The organism is Arsenophonus endosymbiont of Crataerina pallida (assembly GCF_964020125.1).
In the GTDB taxonomy this organism is placed as follows: domain Bacteria; phylum Pseudomonadota; class Gammaproteobacteria; order Enterobacterales; family Enterobacteriaceae; genus Arsenophonus; species Arsenophonus nilaparvatae.
In genome coordinates this window covers 952,069-973,981 of record NZ_OZ026540.1, presented here as the reverse complement: position 1 = coordinate 973,981, position 21,913 = coordinate 952,069, and the positions used below count along the sequence as shown (strand labels likewise).

The 21,913-nt window shown below is 39.6% G+C and carries 13 protein-coding genes; 9 read left to right on the top strand and 4 right to left on the bottom strand.

The features are described 5' to 3' along the window. Positions 1–25: 25 nt before the first annotated feature. The 5 genes from glpK to AACL31_RS04950 all read left to right on the top strand — a co-directional run bounded on the left by glpK (position 26) and on the right by AACL31_RS04950 (position 7,696). Complete coding sequence (gene glpK / locus AACL31_RS04970; protein WP_310511743.1) at positions 26–1,552, top strand: glycerol kinase GlpK; 1,527 nt, start codon at positions 26–28, stop codon at positions 1,550–1,552. A 429-nt stretch (positions 1,553–1,981) separates the two neighbouring features. Further along, positions 1,982–4,924: a M66 family metalloprotease gene (locus AACL31_RS04965; RefSeq protein ID WP_339053802.1), complete on the top strand. Its 2,943-nt coding sequence runs from the start codon at positions 1,982–1,984 to the stop codon at positions 4,922–4,924. Positions 4,925–4,954: 30 nt separating this feature from the next. After that, positions 4,955–5,719, top strand: coding sequence for a hypothetical protein (locus AACL31_RS04960; protein ID WP_339053801.1), 765 nt, complete (start codon positions 4,955–4,957; stop codon positions 5,717–5,719). 154 nt (positions 5,720–5,873) lie between these two features. After that, complete coding sequence (locus AACL31_RS04955; RefSeq protein ID WP_339053800.1) at positions 5,874–6,839, top strand: IS110 family transposase; 966 nt, start codon at positions 5,874–5,876, stop codon at positions 6,837–6,839. A 32-nt stretch (positions 6,840–6,871) separates the two neighbouring features. Continuing rightward, positions 6,872–7,696 carry a hypothetical protein gene (locus AACL31_RS04950; RefSeq protein ID WP_310512237.1) on the top strand — a complete coding sequence of 275 codons (825 nt, stop codon included), beginning with the start codon at positions 6,872–6,874 and terminating at the stop codon, positions 7,694–7,696. A 33-nt stretch (positions 7,697–7,729) separates the two neighbouring features. On the opposite strand, the gene emrD is transcribed toward AACL31_RS04950, so the two are convergent. After that, positions 7,730–8,902, bottom strand: a complete 1,173-nt coding sequence (gene emrD, locus AACL31_RS04945; RefSeq protein WP_310512236.1) for a multidrug efflux MFS transporter EmrD — start codon at positions 8,900–8,902, stop codon at positions 7,730–7,732. A 321-nt stretch (positions 8,903–9,223) separates the two neighbouring features. Here emrD and fpr point away from each other — a divergent pair, with 321 nt between their 5' ends. Further along, positions 9,224–9,970, top strand: a complete 747-nt coding sequence (fpr, locus tag AACL31_RS04940) for a ferredoxin--NADP(+) reductase (RefSeq protein ID WP_310512235.1) — start codon at positions 9,224–9,226, stop codon at positions 9,968–9,970. Positions 9,971–9,991: 21 nt separating this feature from the next. Here fpr and AACL31_RS04935 read toward each other — a convergent pair whose 3' ends face one another. Continuing rightward, a complete protein-coding gene (locus tag AACL31_RS04935) occupies positions 9,992–10,414 on the bottom strand; it encodes a DUF805 domain-containing protein (RefSeq protein WP_310512234.1) in 423 nt (140 codons plus the stop codon). A gap of 52 nt (positions 10,415–10,466) precedes the next feature. Here AACL31_RS04935 and AACL31_RS04930 point away from each other — a divergent pair, with 52 nt between their 5' ends. The 3 genes from AACL31_RS04930 (at position 10,467) to tpiA (ending at position 11,987) form a co-directional block, all read left to right on the top strand. Continuing rightward, positions 10,467–10,622 carry a hypothetical protein gene (locus tag AACL31_RS04930; protein ID WP_339053799.1) on the top strand — a complete coding sequence of 52 codons (156 nt, stop codon included), beginning with the start codon at positions 10,467–10,469 and terminating at the stop codon, positions 10,620–10,622. Next, positions 10,582–11,100 carry a DUF1454 family protein gene (locus tag AACL31_RS04925; RefSeq protein WP_339053798.1) on the top strand — a complete coding sequence of 173 codons (519 nt, stop codon included), beginning with the start codon at positions 10,582–10,584 and terminating at the stop codon, positions 11,098–11,100. The genes AACL31_RS04930 and AACL31_RS04925 overlap by 41 nt, the downstream gene beginning before the upstream one ends. Positions 11,101–11,216: 116 nt before the next feature. Next, positions 11,217–11,987, top strand: coding sequence for a triose-phosphate isomerase (gene tpiA, locus AACL31_RS04920; protein WP_310512231.1), 771 nt, complete (start codon positions 11,217–11,219; stop codon positions 11,985–11,987). A 254-nt stretch (positions 11,988–12,241) separates the two neighbouring features. Here the strand turns inward: tpiA and AACL31_RS04915 are convergent, their stop codons facing one another. Continuing rightward, the gene (locus AACL31_RS04915; RefSeq protein WP_310512230.1) at positions 12,242–17,017 is read right to left on the bottom strand and encodes an Ig-like domain-containing protein; all 4,776 of its coding nucleotides are present in this window, start codon (positions 17,015–17,017) and stop codon (positions 12,242–12,244) included. Between the two features lie 266 nt (positions 17,018–17,283). Next, positions 17,284–21,750 carry an inverse autotransporter beta domain-containing protein gene (locus tag AACL31_RS04910; RefSeq protein ID WP_339053797.1) on the bottom strand — a complete coding sequence of 1,489 codons (4,467 nt, stop codon included), beginning with the start codon at positions 21,748–21,750 and terminating at the stop codon, positions 17,284–17,286. Between the last annotated feature and the right edge of the window lie 163 nt (positions 21,751–21,913).

The window sequence follows — 21,913 nt, the reverse complement described above, 5'->3', positions numbered from 1 at the left end:
ATATGAAGTAAATTGGACAATTATTATGACAACTGAAACACCAACAACAAAAAAATATATTATCGCACTTGATCAAGGTACCACTAGTTCACGAACCATTATTTTTGATCATGATGCTAATATTATTAATATTTCTCAACGTGAATTTCCTCAAATTTACCCAAAGCCGGGTTGGGTAGAACATGATCCAATAAAAATTTGGGCAACCCAAAGTGCTACTTTAGCTGAAGCATTAGCCATTTCTGATATTCGCAGTGATCAAATTGCCGGAATTGGCATAACCAATCAACGCGAAACTACTATAGTTTGGGAAAAGAAAACCGGTAAACCCATTTATAATGCGATTGTTTGGCAATGTCGTCGTACTGCTGATTTCTGTACTGAACTAAAGCGGAATAACTCAGAACTGGAGAAATATATCCGTGAAAATACCGGTTTAGTAGTTGACCCCTATTTCTCCGGTACCAAACTTAAATGGATCCTGGAGAATGTTGACGGAGCCTATGAACGAGCAAAAAATGGCGAGTTACTCTTTGGGACTATTGATACTTGGCTAGTATGGAAAATGACACAAGGGCGTATCCATGTTACTGACTATACTAACGCATCTCGTACTATGCTGTTTAACATTCATGAGCTGGAGTGGGATCAAAAAATCCTCGATGCCTTTAATATTCCACGCGCCATATTACCAACAGTACGTCCATCATCAGAAATTTATGGGAAAACCAACATTGGTGGTAAAGGTGGAACACGCATACCAATAGCCGGAATGGCCGGCGATCAGCAAGCTACCCTTTTTGGTCAGTTATGTGTCCAACCCGGAATGGCTAAAAACACCTATGGAACCGGCTGTTTCCTATTAATGAATACCGGCAAAAAAGCCAAAATTTCCGATCATGGCTTACTAACTACTATTGCCTGTGGCCCACAAGGTGAAGTGAATTATGCCCTAGAAGGTGCCGTTTTCATGGCAGGTGCTTCTATACAATGGCTGCGTGATGAACTGAAATTAATTGATGATGCTAACGATTCTGAATATTTCGCTAATAAAGTCAAAAATAATAACGGTGTCTATGTCGTTCCAGCTCTAACAGGTTTAGGCGCGCCTTATTGGGATCCTTACGCCCGCGGTGCGATTTTTGGCTTAACACGCGGCGCCAATCGTAACCATATTATTCGTGCAACATTAGAATCTATTGCCTACCAAACGCGTGATGTTCTGGAAGCGATGCAAAAAGATGCTGATATGCGCCTGAGTTCATTACGTGTTGATGGCGGTGCTGTCGCCAATAATTTCTTGATGCAATTCCAATCTGACATCCTGGGTGCCTACGTAGAGCGTCCTATTATTCGTGAAAGTACCGCATTAGGCGCAGCTTTACTTGCTGGACTAGCTATTGGTTTCTGGCAAGATTTGGATGAAATTAAAGAAAAAATGCGTATTGAAAAAAAATTCACTCCTGGAATTGAAACCACTGAACGTAACTATAAATATAACGGGTGGAAAAAAGCCGTTTCCCGCGCCAGAGATTGGGAAGAACACACTTAATCTCAATTAAAATCGATAAATAATAAAATAGCAGTAAATAATTACTGCTATTTTTATATAAAAAGTATAATTAATTCGATACAAATACTTAATAAAAAATAAAAATATATAACTCCTCACTAAGGTTAGCAAAAACGAATTATTTTAATTGTCATTTTTATGCCTATAATATAAAAAACATCAAGTAATCATTATGTTATTTATATGAGGTGTTTGTCATGAAAAGAAAATAGATTAGCCATTCACTATCATTTAGTCTGCAAATATTTCATCGAATATCAATTTTCGATGTGTCAGATTGATTATTAATTAAATAACACAAAAAAATAAATTATGAATAACAATTCTTTTATTACTTCAAAAAACCATAATAAATTACATGTAAATATAAAAAACTTATTATTGTATAAAAAAAATCAATATATAAATTTGTCAGGTAATATTTTAGTTTGCCAGACTTCATTTGAAAAATTTAATAACAATCACAATCAATGTAAAAATATAACTTCCAGTACATTAGAAAGTGAAATATCCACCGATCGAGCATTACCTATAAACACACAAACTAATTTAGTTTTTATTCAGATCAAATATGGTAATCAATATTATCACGCCAAATATGATGAGCAAGGTAATTGGCAATTAAATCTACCTATCACAAACGAAATTAATCCATATAATCCAATTGAAATAACGATATATGGTGAAGGAGATGATCCTCTATGGCAGCAGAAGCTCACTGTAGCTGAGCTCATTGACAAGCAAAATCTGGTTAAAAAACATCAAACAACGTCTTCTACCACTCCATCTGAAGTGCCACCAATATCATTAAATAATCTTACTAACCAAAAGTGGCATTTTGGCCAACAAAAAATAATTTTTGCTTATCAAATGCTCAATTTTACCGATCAAGTAGCAAGTCAGGCCAAGGTTTTTTCTATCCGCATGCGAGATAGTGCTGGTAATCTGGTCTTAGATCTTGCCTATATGCCACTGGAAAATATCACCTCAGGTACCACACTTGCTGCTGCAATGGAGGAGCACAGCAATCGTAATTTACCTGAACACAATGGTGTGCAAGTGATTTACTATGATCGCCAGCTGATTATTACCGATTCACACAAAAGAACAGTCGAAACACTAGTGCTGGGTAAAACCGCCGCTATCACGCCAATTATTTTATCGCAAAAGCTATCACCCTTTGGCCACGCTGATTATCGCCTTTCTTACGATGCTTCACAACGCCATCGCATAACCCATTTTTCTTTTGCCTTAAATGGAACAACGAAAAATGCACCTCTTTTTTATACCGATATTAACTTAGTACTCCCTTCTGAATTTGATAATCAACAGTTAGCAAAAATATTAGAAAATAGACTTAATAAATTAATGGGTAATGATGATATCCAGATTAAATGGGATAGCGACTATCAACAGCTGGTAATCAATGATCATCAAGGTCGCCCGATAACTGAGTTTATGTTACAAACCCATCGCAGTTATGATCAGTTAATAAAAATGTCAGGCATTGCCACACCTAATAACTATGCTACCCAAGCCAAACTTGGCGTTATCCGTGGTCAATTACCGCAGTCAATAGCACATCAAGGATGGTCATGGCAATTACTGGCAGCCCCGCATTTCGGCACAGCACAAATAGATAGCACAACTGGGCAATGGGAATATCAGCCAGCCTACGATGATAGTTTTCGAGGTTATGATCAATTTCATCTTCAAGCAATCGATCGGGCTGGTAGTATCAGTCGTCCTATTGCCGTCATTTTGCAACATGATCAGGCACCCATTCCTTTTTTTCCAACCGTTAAAACCTTCACACTCAAAACACCTGATTATCAGGAACCTATTGCTAATCACCAGCCTATCCCTGCTGATTTTAAGTTACATGATGTTTTTATTGCTCAAACTCATGTGTTTCGTCCTCAAGATCCTTATTTACAACTTGTCCAGAATCGTTGGGCATTAATTAAACTTAATGCCAGTAGCATCTCTGGTGCGCCGGCACCAGATTTTTCCGCAATCGTTCATGATGCTGATGGTTATGAATTAGGTCGTATTCTATTAACCGGTGATAAAAAGCTACCCACATCGCTTGATTTACCCAGTCAGGATAATCTTGCTAGCCAAAGGGGTCATAACGATCACGATAGTTATATAGCACCACTCAAAGAAAAATGGATAAAACCAGGGATTTCGATTACTCTGACAGCCAATGGCCAACCGCTTGCTTTACCTCATTATCAAGAAAAAACATTTGCATTTCGACCTAAAGTTGGAGCTGATCTAAATTTAACTCTGCGTATCATGCGAATAGCTCATCATACCGGCAATGATGGGGTTATTAACGACAATATAGATCAATGGGGTGATGAAATAGTGGCTAAATTGCCCATTAAAAAACTCACTCTTTATTCTTACCCTAGTGTTGCATTTGAACAGTTTTCTTCTTTTGAAGACGGATTTAATGCTGTTTATACTGGTAACAAAAACGAGCCAGGCAGTGATCCGCATGCCGGTAATGGCGGGTTTAAAGGCGCTATTGCCGCCAGTTATAATTTAGCTAAGCGTTTACGGCAAGCTAATATCGGTGGTAACGAAATAAGTTATGTTACCTTTTCTCCTGATCCCTATGGTGGACTTGGTGGCAGACAACAAGGTGGTGGTAGTGCGAGCGCTTATATTTTGATTCATGAAATCGGCCACGCTATGGGCCTACTTCATAGCATGGATGACTCTAACTACCCGTATAAATCAGGCTACCAAGCAAGTTGGGGTTATGATCAAGTCAATCAACAATTTTTGCTAACTTTTTCTACTGATAATAACGGTGATTCCTATCCTAATACCGATCCGATGCACGGTGCTAAAGGTTCGCGGCCAAAATTGCAAAACTTTCTTCCCTTTTCTGATTATAATACTGCAAAAAATCATCAATTTGCCGAACAGCAATATCAATGGTATTCCAATCAGATAACGGGTATAGATAGCGAAGATGGTGGCTTTGCCGGAGAAGGTTTCTACCAAGTATGGGATGAAACTCTTCGGCAGAGGGTTACTGTAACAAAGAATAATCATCAACAGTATAATATCGAAGAAGAAACCCTCGCTTACCAGCATAATAAACCGGTTTACTGGATCACCGGCCATCTGGTTCAACATAACGGTCAAACACTGGAACCGAATACCGAACCTCATCCACAAAATCAGCTAAAGGTTTTTACAACCCAGGGTAATCTCCCTCAGCCTTACCACAATTTTCTCACTGCAAAAGGGCGCCCATTACAGAAACATTACCCTTATGCATTGAAAGTAACTTACGCCACAGAGCATGGATTACTGACCGAGTTGCTGTAAATACCGGCAACCTCAGTACACTCGTTAAGTTTGCATATTGCCAACAAAGGTGAACTGGTACGTTTCGAGATCCTTGAAGCACCCTTAGGTCAATTAAGCAATCGTTCTGTTTATCGTTATACTAATCCTGATTCGCTGGCTAACACACTATTTGATCAGCGTAGTGAATTTAGCATTTCACACCCACTGCGTTTGGTTAACTATTGGCAAGGTAAAGCAATTAGCTGGTCAATTACAGAAGGGAACTCATTAATTTATGAGAATGGCAAAGCCACACTGACAAAATATCATCCAGCCAGTGCATTAAAAGCCGAATGGTTAGAAGGAGAAGTACTTAAAAGGCAAATTTTTGCGCTGGCTCTTCCCCAAGAAGATATTGCCTATTCACACTTCTTTAATACCCATCATCAACAAACAAAAACCATTGCAACAGAACCATTAGCACTACCTCAATCTTTTCAGCAAGGGACTATTAACTGGCATTCCTCTGATCCGAAAGTTATTAACCATCATGGCCAACTAATCGGCCATGGTGCAACAACCATTTCCGCAACCATAACTTACCCATCAGGATCAAGCCAAACTTTTAAACACCATTATCAGGTTCCCGATCGGTCGCAACATGGTGGATTAAATTTAAGCATTTATGATCTCAGTCAGCTAGATTTAGGCAACAGAAGTCTGACGCAATCTCAATTTAATACACTACTAAATAAAAAACAGTGGTTAAATAACGCTCCTCTTTATGCCAAACGGTGGCAAGGAGATTCTCCTTGTATCTTGAAAACGGTTTAAAATAGTTACGATTAGATTTGGTAAGGTGCATGCAGCCCGATTCCTCCTAGGGTTTTAAGCCCGTTAATTAGCGACCGGCGCATACACTGAGTCACTCATCTGAAACCCGAACAGTTGTCCGTACTCCATAACGCATTTGCAAGGATGGGTAATCATGAGTCAGCCAAATCCACTTTGTGTGGGTATTGATGTTTCTAAAGCAACGCTGGACATAGCAGCCAGCTGTGATATTGCACAGTTTACGGTCAGTAATGACTCTGACGGTTTTGATGCCATTATCGCCGAATTGAGAAAGCATTCGGTGGTGTTGGTTCTGATGGAGGCAACTGGCGGGCTTGAAGCTACTGTGGCCTGCTCGCTCCAGGCTGAAGGCTTTGACGTCACTGTGATCAATCCCAGACAATCCCGAGACTTTGCCCGCGCTATGGGCTATCTGGCAAAAACTGACCGTATTGATGCCAAAGTGCTTGCACAAATGGCAGAGGTTATTAATCGACATCCGGAGCGAGAGCGCTTTATCCGGACTCTGCCAAATGCAGAACGTCAGGTTCTTGCTGCGATGGTCGTACGCAGACGCCAGTTGATTACAATGTTGGTGGCAGAACGTAATAGGCTGTATACCGCACATCCACAGAATAGAAAAAGCATCATCATCATCAAGGCGCTGGAAGATGAACTTGCCAGAATCGATGAGGATATGAACAACCACATAAGGAACCACTTTAAGGATCTGGCCGCTAGGCTGAGCAGCATTAAAGGGGTTGGTACCATGACAGTTGCTGCGTTGTTGGCGGAGCTTCCCGAACTGGGCAGCCTCTCGAGGCGAGCTATTAGCGCGCTTGTAGGCGTTGCCCCCATAAACCGGGACTCGGGTACCATGCGTGGTCGGCGAACCATATTTGGCGGAAGGGACGGAGTCCGAACAGCACTTTATATGGCCGCGCTTGTAGCAACTCGCTTTAATCCGGTGATAAAAGCCTTTTACATGCGTCTGCTTGCAGCGGGAAAAGCCAAAAAAGTGGCGCTGGTCGCCTGTATGCGCAAGCTGCTGACTATCCTGAACGCGATGCTCAGAAAGAACGAAGAATGGAATGAGTCGTACCATCACGTTTCTCCATAATTTTAACGTTCAAGACAGTTGCTAATTATTGGATGGGAAAAGAAAAATTTGGCCAATTTGATGCTGATTTTAAGTCTAACGTGTTAAACGGCAAAAAATTGAAACCTACATTGTGGATTTTTTCTGGCTTTCTGGCACCAATTGAAACCAATCATTATCAGTTAAAATTTAAAGCCGATGATATAGGACGGGTTTATATCCAACACAAAAACCGATTTCACACGCTAGACTATCGTGATAATCAAACAATCTATCTGGAAGCAGGTAAACATTATCCCATTTGGCTGTTCTGGAGCACCAATAGCCACGCGGTTGGTGATCAATATTGGGACACCATAGAATTAACCTGGCGCCCAGTAGGGCAAGAAAATTATCAGCCGATACCAAAAGAAAATTTAATTGCCATGCCGATTAATTGGCCAGAAAGATACCCCATCGCATGGTTACCTAAGCCCTTACAGTTAACAAAGGATCCAGCAGCAACTGTAACCAAACCATCCGACAGTTTTACGCCAATCCAATTAATCAATCCCAATCATTTTATTGTAGATATCGAAGAACAGATCCTTTATAACGGTGAAAATAGTGAAACAGAGCTGGCAAATATGACCAATAACCAAGAGCCTATAATGGTCACACCATCAATTAGGGAACAAGTCGCTGACAACAGAAATAACAAAGCAGCAAAATCAAGCGACATAGCAGAAAAGGGCAACCTTATATTAGCTGAATTACTGGCAGATCAGCGTTTCTCTCACAGTGTAGAAGGAATAATCACCTCTAGATTGCTTGAAGAGCGCGTGTCTCACCAACCAAGATCATATAGCGATTGCGTAACAAAACCCATATTCACCTAATTTTATTATCTAAATATATTTATTAAATAGGTGTTAATTTTTATCCATTTTATATGCCAGAGGTAACCAGCATAATAAAATAAGGATAGACATAGCAAACATCAACATCCCCAAACTGAATTGTCCAGTTTGGGGTAAATGAGCTGACAACCAAGCCGCCACGCCTGAACCTACATTTTGCAAACCGCCAACCAGTGCACCGGCGGCACCCGCTAAATAAGGGAAAGGCTCCATTGCTCCGGTGGTAGCTAATGGAAATAACATACCTGCCCCAAAGAAAAAAAGTCCGGCAGGGATCAACAGTGACCACACATTCATAAATCCAAACCAACCTGGTAACCACATGATAATAGCCGCAGAAACACAACAAAAAACGGCATGCCACATTAACAGATAAAAAGTTTTTCCTTCGCGTCCGGCATACCAAGCACCCAAAAATGCCGCAGGAATAGGCAAAATAAATAGAATACTGACGGTAATACTATTTAAACCTAATACTCCCCCCAACAATACACCACTACTTGATTCAAATACCACAACACCCGCCAGTCCACCAATTAATGTGACTAGGTAAGCATCAAAGGTAGGGTTTGATAACAACGAATAATAAGCAGAAAGCATATTTCTTTTTTCAGATGCGGGCGGGCAAGTTTCAGGCAACCATTTCCACATACTGATCAAGACAAAACTACCCAATAAAAACAGGAAAATATAAGTTGCATGCCAGCCGAAAAAATAGGCAATACCCCCGCCAATCATCGGTGCCAGTAACGGACTAACTAATATTCCCATATTCAATATGCTATTGGCATAACGCAATGCGGTTCCGATATAGAGATCACGCGGCATAGTTCTTGCCATCACACCGGCAACACCGACACCTAAACCTTGCAGTGCACTGGCAATAATCAAGATCTTTAATGAAGGTGCGGAAATTGCGATTATGGTTGCGATCAAATAAATAATTAAACCGACTAAAATAACCGGGCGACGACCGACGTGATCGGATATAGGTCCATAAAATAGTTGTGAAAAACCATAAAATAGCAGATACGCTCCCATTACGCTTTGCACCGCACCATCAGGTTCAGCGAAATAGGCAGCAATTTCTGCAATAACGGGGACATAAATTGTCTGTGTCATCTGCCCGACAGCAATTAAAACAATGAGCATTAATAGCAAATTGAAGTGTTCTAATTTTCTCATTTTATCTAATAATCAATGTATTAAAAAAGGTTACAATATCTTAGGCTTAAAGAAAAACAGCCCCATCAAATCTGTACGTTAATATCAATTAATCTAACAAATTATAAAAAAAATTCGAGTTAACCGATTAAATTATTTTTTCCACCTAACCGAATCTAATTGACTTATTTTGTAAACATAACTGTACAATTTTATATCATAATGAAAGAGTCATAATTTAACTGAATAGTTAAAATACATTATCGATAATGGTTTTGCCTAGATTTGACATAATATGACCAAACATTAACGCTTTATTTGACACATTGGGAGGCCAGTAGTATGGCGAATTGGGTAACAGGAAAAATTATTAAAAATCATAAATGGACAGATGCCTTATTTAGTTTGATCCTCGAAGCGCCAATTAAACCGTTTATTGCGGGGCAATATGCTAAACTTGCGCTAGAAATCAATGGCCAGCGTATCCAACGCGCCTATTCTTATGTTAACGCACCCAATGATAATCAATTAGAATTCTATCTCGTCACCGTACCGGAAGGAAAACTCAGCCCACACCTTGAAGCATTGAAACCCGGTGATCCTATTTATGTCACTGAAGAGGCAGCAGGTTTTTTTGTGTTAGAAGAACTGCCTGATTGTGAAACGCTTTGGATGCTATCGACAGGTACCGCAATTGGGCCTTTTTTATCCATTTTGCAATTTGGCGAATATTTAGCCCGATTTAACCAAATTATCCTGGTACATGCGGTACGTTACGCGGAAGATCTGAGTTACTTACCATTAATGAAAGCTCTTGAGAAAAAATATCAGGGAAAATTGAAGATCCAAACTATTGTCAGTCGCGAAAACAAAACTGGTTCACTCACCGGCCGTATTCCAGCGCTAATTGAAAGCGGACAGCTAGAACAAGCAGTAAAGGCAAAAATTGATCCCTCAACGAGCCATGTTATGCTTTGCGGTAATCCACAAATGGTTAAAGATACCCAACAACTACTAAAAATACAAAGAGGGATAGATAAACACTTACGCCGTAAAGCTGGGCACATTACCAGTGAACAATATTGGTAAGCCGAGGTAAATAAAAATTAATCAGCTGAGATAGTCAATTTGTTCAGTTTTTTTACCATAACGATTTGCTTTATCCTGACCTTTAAAACTACCACAATCTAAAAATAATATGGTAACAATAAATAAAGGTAGAAATCGTCCAATCCCCCACTGCCAAAAAGGTGTGAATAAACTAACATCGATAGAAAATAGCACAAAAGCCAACAATAATAACAACAACCAGCCACCAGATTTACCACGATCATGTAGACGTTTAGTAAAAATTGTCGCCAATGGGTAGAGCAACAAAATGACTAATAACAGTAAAATATAAGGAGAAAATAACAAAAAAGTTTGCAAACTAAATATCATGACCATTAATAAAAACCAAATAACCATACCAAGCCAAAATGGTTTTCGACCAATTCGTCCTTTAAATGAGAGTGCCCATTGTTGTAATGTCATTTATCTTATCCTAATGGATCCTTTATGAAAAAATTCATACTGACGAGTAACGATGATGAAAATTTACAATCGCAAATTTGAGTTAGTATTACTATTTATTGCATTATTGCCACTGTTCCCGGTGCTGGCAAAAGAATTATCAATTATGCCTGAAACAGAGGTCTCGGTTGCTTATTTATTTATCGCCCGATGCAGCCTTATTCAATGAAACTATTCCCGTATTTTGGCAAAAATATAATCAGGATAATCCCAGCTATCCAATACATGAATTTAAAGTGATCAAAAGCAAGGATATTAGCTTACCTTATATTCGTGCAGCCAGTCGAATTAACAGCAAAATTTACTCCTCCGCAGTACTTGAACGAGGAAGTGAAAAAATTAAAAGTTTACAGCTAACATTACTGCCACCAAAAGAGGCAAGCAGCTATAAAATTAATCGACAATTATTCGAACGTTATATTATGGCAATTATTAATCACTTCGAAAAAACCACTTCAATTGATAACACACATCAATTAACCGCGGTATTAGATCGTATGTTAGAACAACATAACCAAGTGCAGAGTGATGAAACGATAGTAGGCGCTATCCGTTATATTTTAGTAAAAAGTAAAGATAACATGATTACTTTCGCTATTGAACCGGTTAAGCTTTCACTAAATGATGATAACATCACACATGAATGACGAAAAACAAAGTGATTTAGTCATAGCATCTTTATACTATCCTTTTGCATAAACTGAATAATGATCAATTGTCTTTATCTCATTTATTAATAAATATTTTTTAGTTGGAGGAAAACATGCGGCATCCATTAGTCATGGGGAACTGGAAACTCAATGGCAGTACAAAAATGGTTGAAGAATTGATTGGAAATTTGCGTAACGAATTAAATAATGTCACAGGCTGTGATGTCGCAATTGCCCCACCAGCGCTTTACCTGGCGCAAGCAAAACAAGCTTTAACCGGTAGCAAGATAGCACTTGGCGCACAAGATGTTGACGTCAATCTTTCCGGCGCTTTTACCGGTGATATCTCAGCGGAAATGCTAAAAGATATTGGCGCAAAATATATTATTATCGGTCACTCTGAACGTAGAACTTATCATCAAGAAAGCGATGAATTTATCGCTCGCAAATTTGCCGTGTTAAAATCGCAAGGATTAACGCCAGTACTTTGTATTGGTGAATCTGAAGAAGAAAATAGCGCCGGCAAAACTGAACAAGTCTGCGCCCGTCAAATTGATGCGGTATTAAATAGCTTAGGTGCCAGCGCATTTGAAAATAGTGTTATCGCTTATGAACCGATTTGGGCGATTGGCACTGGTAAATCAGCCACTCCCGCTCAGGCGCAAGCAGTACATAAATTTATTCGTGACCATATTGCCAAACAAGATCCGGCTATTGCTGAACAAGTGATTATTCAGTATGGCGGCTCAGTGAATGCCAGCAATGCTGCCGAGCTTTTCAGTCAACCCGATATTGATGGCGCATTAGTTGGCGGCGCATCGCTGAAAGCCGATGCTTTTGCTACTATTGTCAACGCCGCTGCGGCAGCGAAAAAAGCCAGCTAATTTTTACTTGCCGTAATTCAAACCCGGTTCTAGCTAGTCATCAGGTAGGATCGGGTCAGTCATCGATGATGACGAATTAAAGTACCCTTCAATCGACTTATCAAAAACCCACTCGCTTAAATTTATCTTGGCTGGCTAACACCATGATGGTTCTAATAATTAAGAGGTTTATGTACCAATACACTCAGCACATAAACCTCTATTAGCAGTAACTTAATATTCGCTAAATGGGATAAGCATTTAATTAACGTTCATCAAAGATCGCGAACACAGGTAAAAAAGAATCGATTGTTCTTACCTTCACCACTGTTATTTATATAACCACTGACCATACCAGCAGCTTTAACATTGTTACCTGATGTTTCAGATGTCCAGTACATATGATAATTCCAATTATATAAACGTACGTCACCCCATTCACTCCAAAGTGAATCAATACCTCTTACAAACTGACCAGCACTGAGTTGGGCAACAGTTGGCAGTGTCAATCCCTTATTAGCACACCAGTCTTTAGCATCATTCCAATTCATCTCTTGTTGGCTATATAAATGCCATTTTTTAAGTGTAAATTCATATTTAACTGGCTCACCTCCAGAGCTATGGGTTGCCGTGATAATGACTGTTTTTGAATTATTGCTAGCATCGCCACTAAAAGTTATTTTTCCATTTTTAACGGAAACCCAACTTTCACTACTCTGCCAATTAAATTCATTGACAGGCGCACCATTAGTAATGATGTCAAATGTTGCACCCTGGAAGCCAATAGTCGGAATTCCTGCATTCAGGTCAAAATATGTGCCATTAATTTTAAGCTCTTTAAAAGAAACCTGGATAAAATTAACTAGTTTATCGGCATCTTTTTTCTCACTGGTATCATACCGTGCACTGACTGTAATATTATTTACTGCCGTCTTGGTACTTTTTAGTTCTATCGTTGCTTGCCCATCACTATTAGTTTTACTGCTAGCGGGTAAGATAACATCATTACCATTCATGTCCTGTTGCCAGTTAACATCTAAATTTGGCACTTTAACCGGGTTTTCATGTTGATCAACCAGCTGCGCCTTAAAGGTAAAATGGTTTTTACCATCGGCAACCTTACGAACGATATCATCGACTAATGTCACACTACCAACTCTAGCTGTAGCAATATCGGCTATAAAGTTAACGGGTGTGTTTGCATTTATTTTAGCCGCAGTACCATATTGGGCGCTGACGACCACATTATCCACTGCTTTAGTAGTGCTTTTAAGTTCTATACTGGCAAAGCCGTCTTTATCTGTTTGACTTGATGCTGCAGATAAATGGGCATCTTCAGCTTTATCATCATCTAGCAACCAGCTGATATCCAGATCCGCCACCTTAATAGGATTATCAAATTCATCAACCAGTTGTGCCTTAAAGGTAAAGTAATTGTCGCCATTCGCAACTTTATTAACTTCCTGACCATCTAATGTGACTGCTTTTATTTTAGCGGTGTTAATATTAGCAATAAAATTTACTGCTTCGGATTTTTCTTCACCACTTGTTGCATATTGCGCATAGATCACCACATCATTCACTGCTTTTTGGCTACTTTTAAGCGTAATAGTCGCACGCCCATCACTATCTGTTTCACTGCTTGCAGGCAAGCTAACGATAGTACCCTTTTCTTGTCGCCATTTGATGACTAATCCTGCTTGCTTAACCGGGTTACCGTTATGGTCAACTAGTTGGGTGCTAAACTCAAAGCCATTCTTACCATCAGCGATCTTATTATTGTCAGCATCATTTAATGTGATCTTGCCCACTTTAGCGGTTTTAATATCACCAACAAAACTCACTTTCTTATCAGCTGGTTTTAATGGAGGTACCCTATATTTGGCATAAACTATAATATCATCTACCGCAATCTTACTACTTTTCAAGGTAACCGAGGCAATTCCACTATCATTGGTCGTGGTTGATGCAGCGGATAAGGTGATTTGTTGCTCTTTATTGTGTGACCATTCTATATTCAGACCCGCTTTTTTAAGCGGATGACCATATTTGTCGACTAATTGAGCATCAAAGGTAAAGTAATTGTTGCCATCAGCGACTTTGTTAACTTCACTATCGACTAATGTGACACTACCCACTTGAGCGGTATTGGTATCAGTATAAAACTCAACTGGTTGCGCATTTATTGGTGCAGAAGTGCCATAGCTTGCATTGACAATAATATTATTCACCGCAGTGTTGGTGCTGTGTAACATAATCGTCGTGCGACCATTTTCATCGGTTTCACTGGTTGTTGCCGACAGTGTTACTTCGTCATTCTTATTATGCGCCCATTTCACCGTCCGTTGTCTAGCTGGATTATCATTGCCGTCTAATACCAAAGCAGTAAATGTGAATTTGTTATGACCATTAGCTAATTTACTATCGCTTTGATCATTGAGTGTCACACTCTTTACTCTGATTGAATTTTCATCAGCAATAAAGGCCACTTCCCGATCAGCATCGACTCTTTTGGTTGAACCAAATCTTGCACTAACAACTACGCCTTTTATTGCTGCTGTCGTACTATACAACACAACAGAAGCTCGCCCGTTTTCATCGGTTTGACTTTTTGCCGCTAATTTAACTTCACTATCTTTATTATGTGACCAATTAACATCTAAACCTTTTTGCTTAATCGGATTATCGTTACCATCAATCAATTGGGCGGTAAAGGTAAAGAAGCTATTATTATCAGCTATTTTTTGCGTTTCACTACCTTCTAAGGTAACGCTACCGACCTTAGCGGTATCCAAAATGTAAATAAAGTTTACCGCTTTATTCGCCGCTATTTTGTTAGCAGGATTATTATAATGAGCACTAACCGTAACATTATCCACCACAACCCTACTGGTCATAGTAATCATCGCTCGTCCATTCTCATCAGTTTGGCTCTGCTCTGCCGATAAGATAGCGGTATTACCTCTATCATGTGACCAATTAACATTGGGTACCGGATTATTGAATTGATCGGTCACTAATGCCTCGAAAGTAAATCGACTTATACCATCAGCCGCTTTACTCGTTTCATTACCAATTAATGTAACACTTTCAACTTTGGCGGTGGCGATATCAGGCGCAAAACTAACAGGGATAGTATTTCTATTGCCATTTTTCATCGCAGCCGTTAATGTTCCGGTGCCAACCACCTTACTCTTAATGTTAACATTAGCCTTACCTTCGCTATCAGTTATCACCGTCAAACTATTACCTTGATTGCCATCCATATCAAACAGTGTTACCCCACTAGATTTGAATCCATCAATGGTAAAAGTAATGGCTCTACCGGGGAGTGCTTGATGTTTTTTATTCTGTACTAATGCAGTGGCAACATAAGTATCACTATTATTGGCTACCTGGGTATTATTTGGCGTTAATGTTATTGCTTGAATGGTATCTTGTGATGGCGAGACATTGATCATCATAACTGCGGTATTAGATTGATTACCTTCATTATCAACAGCCACTGCTGAGACGCGGTAAGATTGAGCGACTTTTGCCTGTTTTTGGAAAATATAAGCTGGCAAGGTTAAATTAATTGAAGTCGGTGACACAATTTGAATGTTACCTCCTTTAGCAACTAATTCTGGCGCTTGCCAGCTAACTTGTTTTAAGCCATATTTGGCTTTATTAACCGTGACCGTGACCGGCATGGTCTGCGCTGCTTCGCCATCAGTACTTTCTGGCAAAGAAATGGATAACAGTTCTTGCTTGCGATATTGCATGACAATATTGTAATTACGATCGACAAAATCGTAACGGTTACCCGCCAAACTACGCATTAAATCAACATTATCGGGATCAAGCTGTTCAGCCAGCAATACACCGAATCGATAGGCCAATTCCATCCCAATGCTACTTTCCTTAGTATCGCCCCGCGAAATTTGGGTTTTAAAGGTCAATAAGGGGAAAGGGGTATAACTCAAGCCAAAAGTGGTAGCAGAAGGATTATCGATCAAATCACTACTTGAGAGACCATTATTAAGGCTAATACCATCACCATAATACTTTTCATATTTAGCATAAGCCCCTAAATGTGGATAGCTGGGTAAAAATCCTTCAGCACGAAGGTCGAACCCATTGGCTGGACGCTCATCATAATCTCGCATCTCATGCAGACGTGATTGATGCCAGTCGGTTAAACGAAAATAACCATTAACCGCCAGTTTAAGGTAATCAGCCCATAATTCACCACCAACACCGAAACGAGAGTTACTCCCAGTAATATCATAATCATAAAAACTGTTAATGCCCCACATCCAGGCATCCTGATATTGGCGATAACCCACACCTAAGTTAGTGGTGTTGCGATGCTCATTCGCTCTAATACCAATTTGGCTAAACAACAGACTGTTCGGTTTATCAAGTACCGGTACCAATAAATCTACATCACCGGTTTTATTGGAATTAATTTGCACCCGGGCATTACCAAACTGACTCAACCAATCATGGATTTTTTGATTTACCAGATTTTCACCTATACTGCGGGCATACCCCATATAAGCCTTGATGGCATCATCGGTTGACAATGTCTGTGCTAATTGAGAAATATTTTGCGCCATTTGTTGTTCGCTGGAAACAGCCGTTTGCGAATTAGGCTCACTATCGTTGATGCCTAGGGTTGGCAAGCTATTAAAAATAATATCCTGTTCGGCATTTTTAGGTCGTTGAATGGCAGTTGCCGGTTGTTGGGAAGAGAAGTGTGCCTCTAACATGGATAATGCTGAATCCGATGACGAAAGCGAGGTCGATGATTTTACCGGCGCATTATTTTTATCCGACTTTGCAGGCTCTTTATCGAGAACGGGCATATCTTTCTCTGCAGGACGTTGCAGTAAATTATTTAAGCCGTTGATGGTGTCCATCATCGGGTTATTTTGTTCACTAGTTTGCGCCGCTTTTGCAATTGAAGAGGAAGCAACGAAAACAGGCAAAAACAATTGTATAAACAGTAAAATATAGGCGATTATCCGTTTCGTTTTTGTAAAATAACAATCAGCTTTACGTTGCATGGATCTCTTCCCTAATAATATATAAATCCTATTACTAATAAACATAAAAAATTATTCCGCTAAAACAATCAGTTATTATAAATATTTTGCTTCATAACCGGTTGCTAAGAAATTTTGTGGGTAATATAAGTAAAACTTGTCGCCACCAAGCTGATAACTGACGTATTTCCTTCATTCATCACGCAAATTTTCCTGATTACTTTTTTATTAATATAAAATTTTTACATTTTATATTCCCGCCTCATCATGTGAGGCGGGAACATGAATTACAGCGTCTTAGAACAAACCACTGCCTCTGTGTCATGGGTATAGCTATCTTTCTCAGAAAAACCATCGTCTAATTTAACGACTATATAGCGACCACCTATTCCCTCAGTTAAAGTCCAATAATAGCCATCTTCTATACCGTAATGACTGAATTTACCCCATTCACTCCATAATGAACCGACTGCACGTTTTCCTTTACCTTGGCTAAGTTGCTCCACTTTTGGCATCGTCCCGTTATTACTTACACACCAGTTTTTAGCGTCATTCCAATTTTTCTCACCAGAGAAGGCAAACCAGTTATTTAGAGTAAAGGTATACTCAATCGGGTCACCACCCGTTTCATGTGTTGCTGTGATAGTGACAGTTTTACTTGCACTGCTCGCATCACCATTAAACGTTACCTTGCCATCATCAACCGAAACCCAACTTTGATTGCTTTTCCATGCAAATTCTGACGCCGGCGCGCCTTGTGTTTCGATGGTAAATTTAGTGTCGTGGAAGCCAGTGGTTGGGAATTTATCTCCGGTTGGGAAATCATGGCCATTAACACTTAAATGGCTAAAAGAGACAGTTATAAAACTAACTGGCTTATCAGCGGGTTGTAGAACTGAACTCTCGTACTGGGCACTGACGAGCACATTCTTTGCTTCATCGCCTGTACTTTCTAAAGTGATAGAGGTATGGCCTTTTGCATCAGTTTGACTGATGTTGCCACCCTTAAAACGAACTTTGCTAGCTGGATCCGCCGACCAATTAATCGATAAATTTTCCTCCTTGATCGGGTTGTTATTGCCATCAACCAATTGCGCGGTAAAAACAAAGTTATTACTACTATGAGCAACTTTACGGTCTACCTTACCGTCTAGCTTGACATTTTTGACCACTGCTGTGGCCTTATTAGCAATAAAACTTACTTTTTCTTTTGCCGTCTTTTTATCGTCGTTGCCAAATTTGGCGAAAACTTCAATATCATCAACAGCCATGGTTGTACTTTGCAATTCAGCGGTAGCAACACCATCTTGATTCGTTTCACTGGTTGGGTTTAATTGGGCTTTCCCTACTCCATCATGTCCCCAATAGACGATTATGCCCGCTTGTTTAATTGGGTTATCATTTTTATCAAACAACTGGACATCAAAAGTAAATTTTTGCTTGCCATCTGCAATTTTATGGGTCGTAGGTTTATCTAATAACCTAATTTCACCTAACTTAGCCGTACCTTTATTGGCTGTAAAACTAACCTTTCTATCAGCCGATTTGCTTGCTGTACCAGTGTAACTGGCACTAACTTCTACATTATTGACCGCTGTTGTTGTGCTATACAGCTTAACTGCGGTGATACCGTTTTCGTCGGTGTGGCTACTATTAGCTAATTTAACTTTATCGCCGCTATTTTGTGACCAATCGACTTGTAATCCTTTTTCCCTGATCGGGTTATTATTATTGTCCACCAGTTGGGCAGTAAAACTAAAGTAAGTGATACCATCCGCGATTTTCTCGACTTCTGAACCATCTAACAGCACACTACCGATATGAGCCTGACTTTTATCAGCAATAAAACTCACTTTCTTATTGGCATTTATTTCATCTAAGTTGCCCGAACTGACGCTGATCTGTACCTCATCGACGGCCTTAATTGTACTTTGCAGTGTAATGGTAGCAATTCCGTGTTCATTCGTTTTGCTAGTATTGTCTGATAACTTAACGTCATCCTTATCACGGAACCAATCAACATCGATGCCGGCCTGGTTAACAGGTTGCCCCTTGTTATCAACAAGCTGTGCGCTAAAAGTAAAGCTGGATTGACCATCGGCTACTTTAGTAACGGTATCAGGATCCTTTAACTCAACAGTACCAACTGTAATCAGACCTTCTTCAGCGATAAAATTGACCTCTTGATCCGCTTCTACACTTGCTGTAGCTGCATAGTTTGCACTAACCCGTATTTTATCAATGGGGGTAGTGGTACTTATTAATTCAACGGAGGCAATACCATTGCTATCTGTTGGGGTGGTTGCAGCCGACAATAGAACCTTTTGCGGGTCTCTATTATGAGTCCAATTAACAACTAATCCACTTTTCTTAATCGGGTTACCATTGCCATCAACCAGTTGGGCACTAAAACTAAAATAACTCTTTCCATCAGCAACTTTATTTGTTGCCCGGCCATTCAATGAAACATCACTAACCTTGGCAGTGCGTTCATCAGCAACAAAACTGACCACTCTATCTGCGGTCATTTCAAGCGTATTGTCATATTTGGCACTGACTTCCACATTATCGACAGCAAAAAGGGTACTACGCAGGGTAATAATCGCCCGTCCCTTAGCATCTGTTTTACTATGACTATCTGACAAAACGACCTTATCTTGCTGATTATGTGACCAAGCAACATCAACATTTGGTAATGGATTATTAAATTGATCGACAACAAAGGCTTCGTAGCTAAAGCTATCGACGCCATTAGCTACCTTACTATTTTTCTTATCAATCAGGTTAACATTTCTAACTTTGGCGGTAGTGACATCAGGGGTAAATTGGATAGCAACCGCTTTTTTCTTACCATTTGCCATGGTAGCAATCAATTCTCCCTGACCGGCCAAGTCACTTCTAACTTTTATATTGATCTTACCTTCAGCATCCGTAGTCTCAGTTAAAGGATTACCCATTCTTTGACCATCTTCACTAAGCATGACGACCCCAGCATTGCCGCCATTATTTTTTGCTGCCAAGGTGCTGGCACTTTTGCTAAAACCGGTAACGGAAAATGTCACTTGTTTGTCCGCTAGTGGTACCCCTTTGTCATTTTGTAGTTGCACTTTAGCTAAATACGTTTGGTTACCATCTGCCGGTATTGGCGCCGAATTTTCTAACGTAAAATAAGCAAAACCATCCTTTGATTGAGTAACATTGATCATCATTACGGTAGCTTTAGATTTATTACCTTCATTATCAACACCAACAGCGGATAAGGTATAAGCTTTATTACCTTGGTTATCTTCATCGTAGGCAGGTAACACTAGGTCAATAGTATTGGTTGATGTTTCGTGGATCTTGCCACCTTTAGCTAATAACTCCGGGGCACTCCATAAGATTTTATTGAGCCCATATTTGGCTTTTTGCACCGTCGCTTTTATGGCTATTGTTTGAGCAGCTTCAGCCATCGCACTGTCTGGCAGAGAAATGGCTAATATCTCCTGTTTTCGGTACTGCATAACGATATTGTAATTACGATCAACAAAATCATAACGATTGCCCACTAAACTACGCATTAAATCAACATTATCTGGATTTAACTGAGCAGCCAGTGGTATGCCAAACCGATAGGCAAATTCCACGCCAATCAGACTATCGTTGGAATCTCCCTGAGAGACTTGAGTTTTCAATGTTAATAATGGAAAAGGGGTATAACTTAAGCCAAAAGTTGTGGCAGAAGGATTATTTTTCAAATCTTTAGTTGATGGATTATGACTAAGGCTAACCCCTTCACCAAAGTATTGTTCATATTTAGCATAAGCCCCTAAATGAGGATAATTGGGTAAATAACCTTCAGCTCGGATATCAAATCCATTGGCCGGCCGCTCATCATAATCGCGCATCTCATGCAGGAACGACTGATGCCAGTCAGTTAAACGAAAATAACCATTTACCGCTAATTTCAAATAATAGGCCCACAACTCACCACCAACACCAAAACGTGCATTACCGCCGCTAATATCATAATCGTAGAAACTGTTAAGGCCCCACATCCAATTTTGCTGATATTGACGATAACCTAATCCTAAGTTGGTAGTACTCCGTTGTTCATTAGCTCTAATACCAATTTGGCTAAACAATAAGCTGTTTGGTTTATCAATTAGTGGTAAAAGTAAATCAGCATCACCGGTTTTATTTGAACTAATTTGCACGCGTGCTTTGCCATACTGATTCAACCAATCACTAATTTTCTGATTTATTAGGCCTTCACCTCGATTACGCGCATAACCGATGGCCGCCTCTGTGGCATTATTATTGGCAAAAACTTGCGCTACCTGGGTTGCTCCTTGCGCAAATTGTTTTTCTGATGAGACAATTTGTTTAGCTTGCGACGTCTCTTTTATATCTAATGTCGGTAATACCGGATGATGAGCGACTGACGGTTTGTTGTTATTTGCTGTTGACGCCGATATCAATGATCGATTATCAGGCAAAGCTGAATATTCCAGCTCGATGCCGTTGCCGCTTGATGATGAAAGCGATGATGGGGACTGCGGAGCAGAGTTTTTTGAAGTAGAGTTATTATTTATTAACGCATCTATACCGTTGATTGTTTCCAGCATCTGATTGCTAGCAACATCATCATCCTGCGCCGCTTTAGCGACAGATGAAAAAGTAACAAAAATAGGTAACAACAATTGTATAAATAACAATATATAGGCAGTTATCCTTTTTGTTTTCGAATAGTAACGATTAGCAATGCATTGCATAAATAATTTCCCTATCTAAATAATATAAAAATATTGCTACTATTTTTGTGTAAAATAAAAACAAATACTAAATAATAACTTCAATCTATTATTGAAATTAATAAAGACATTGATATGTAGCTATTCTTATTTTTACTACCTTAATCAATAAATTTTTATTACT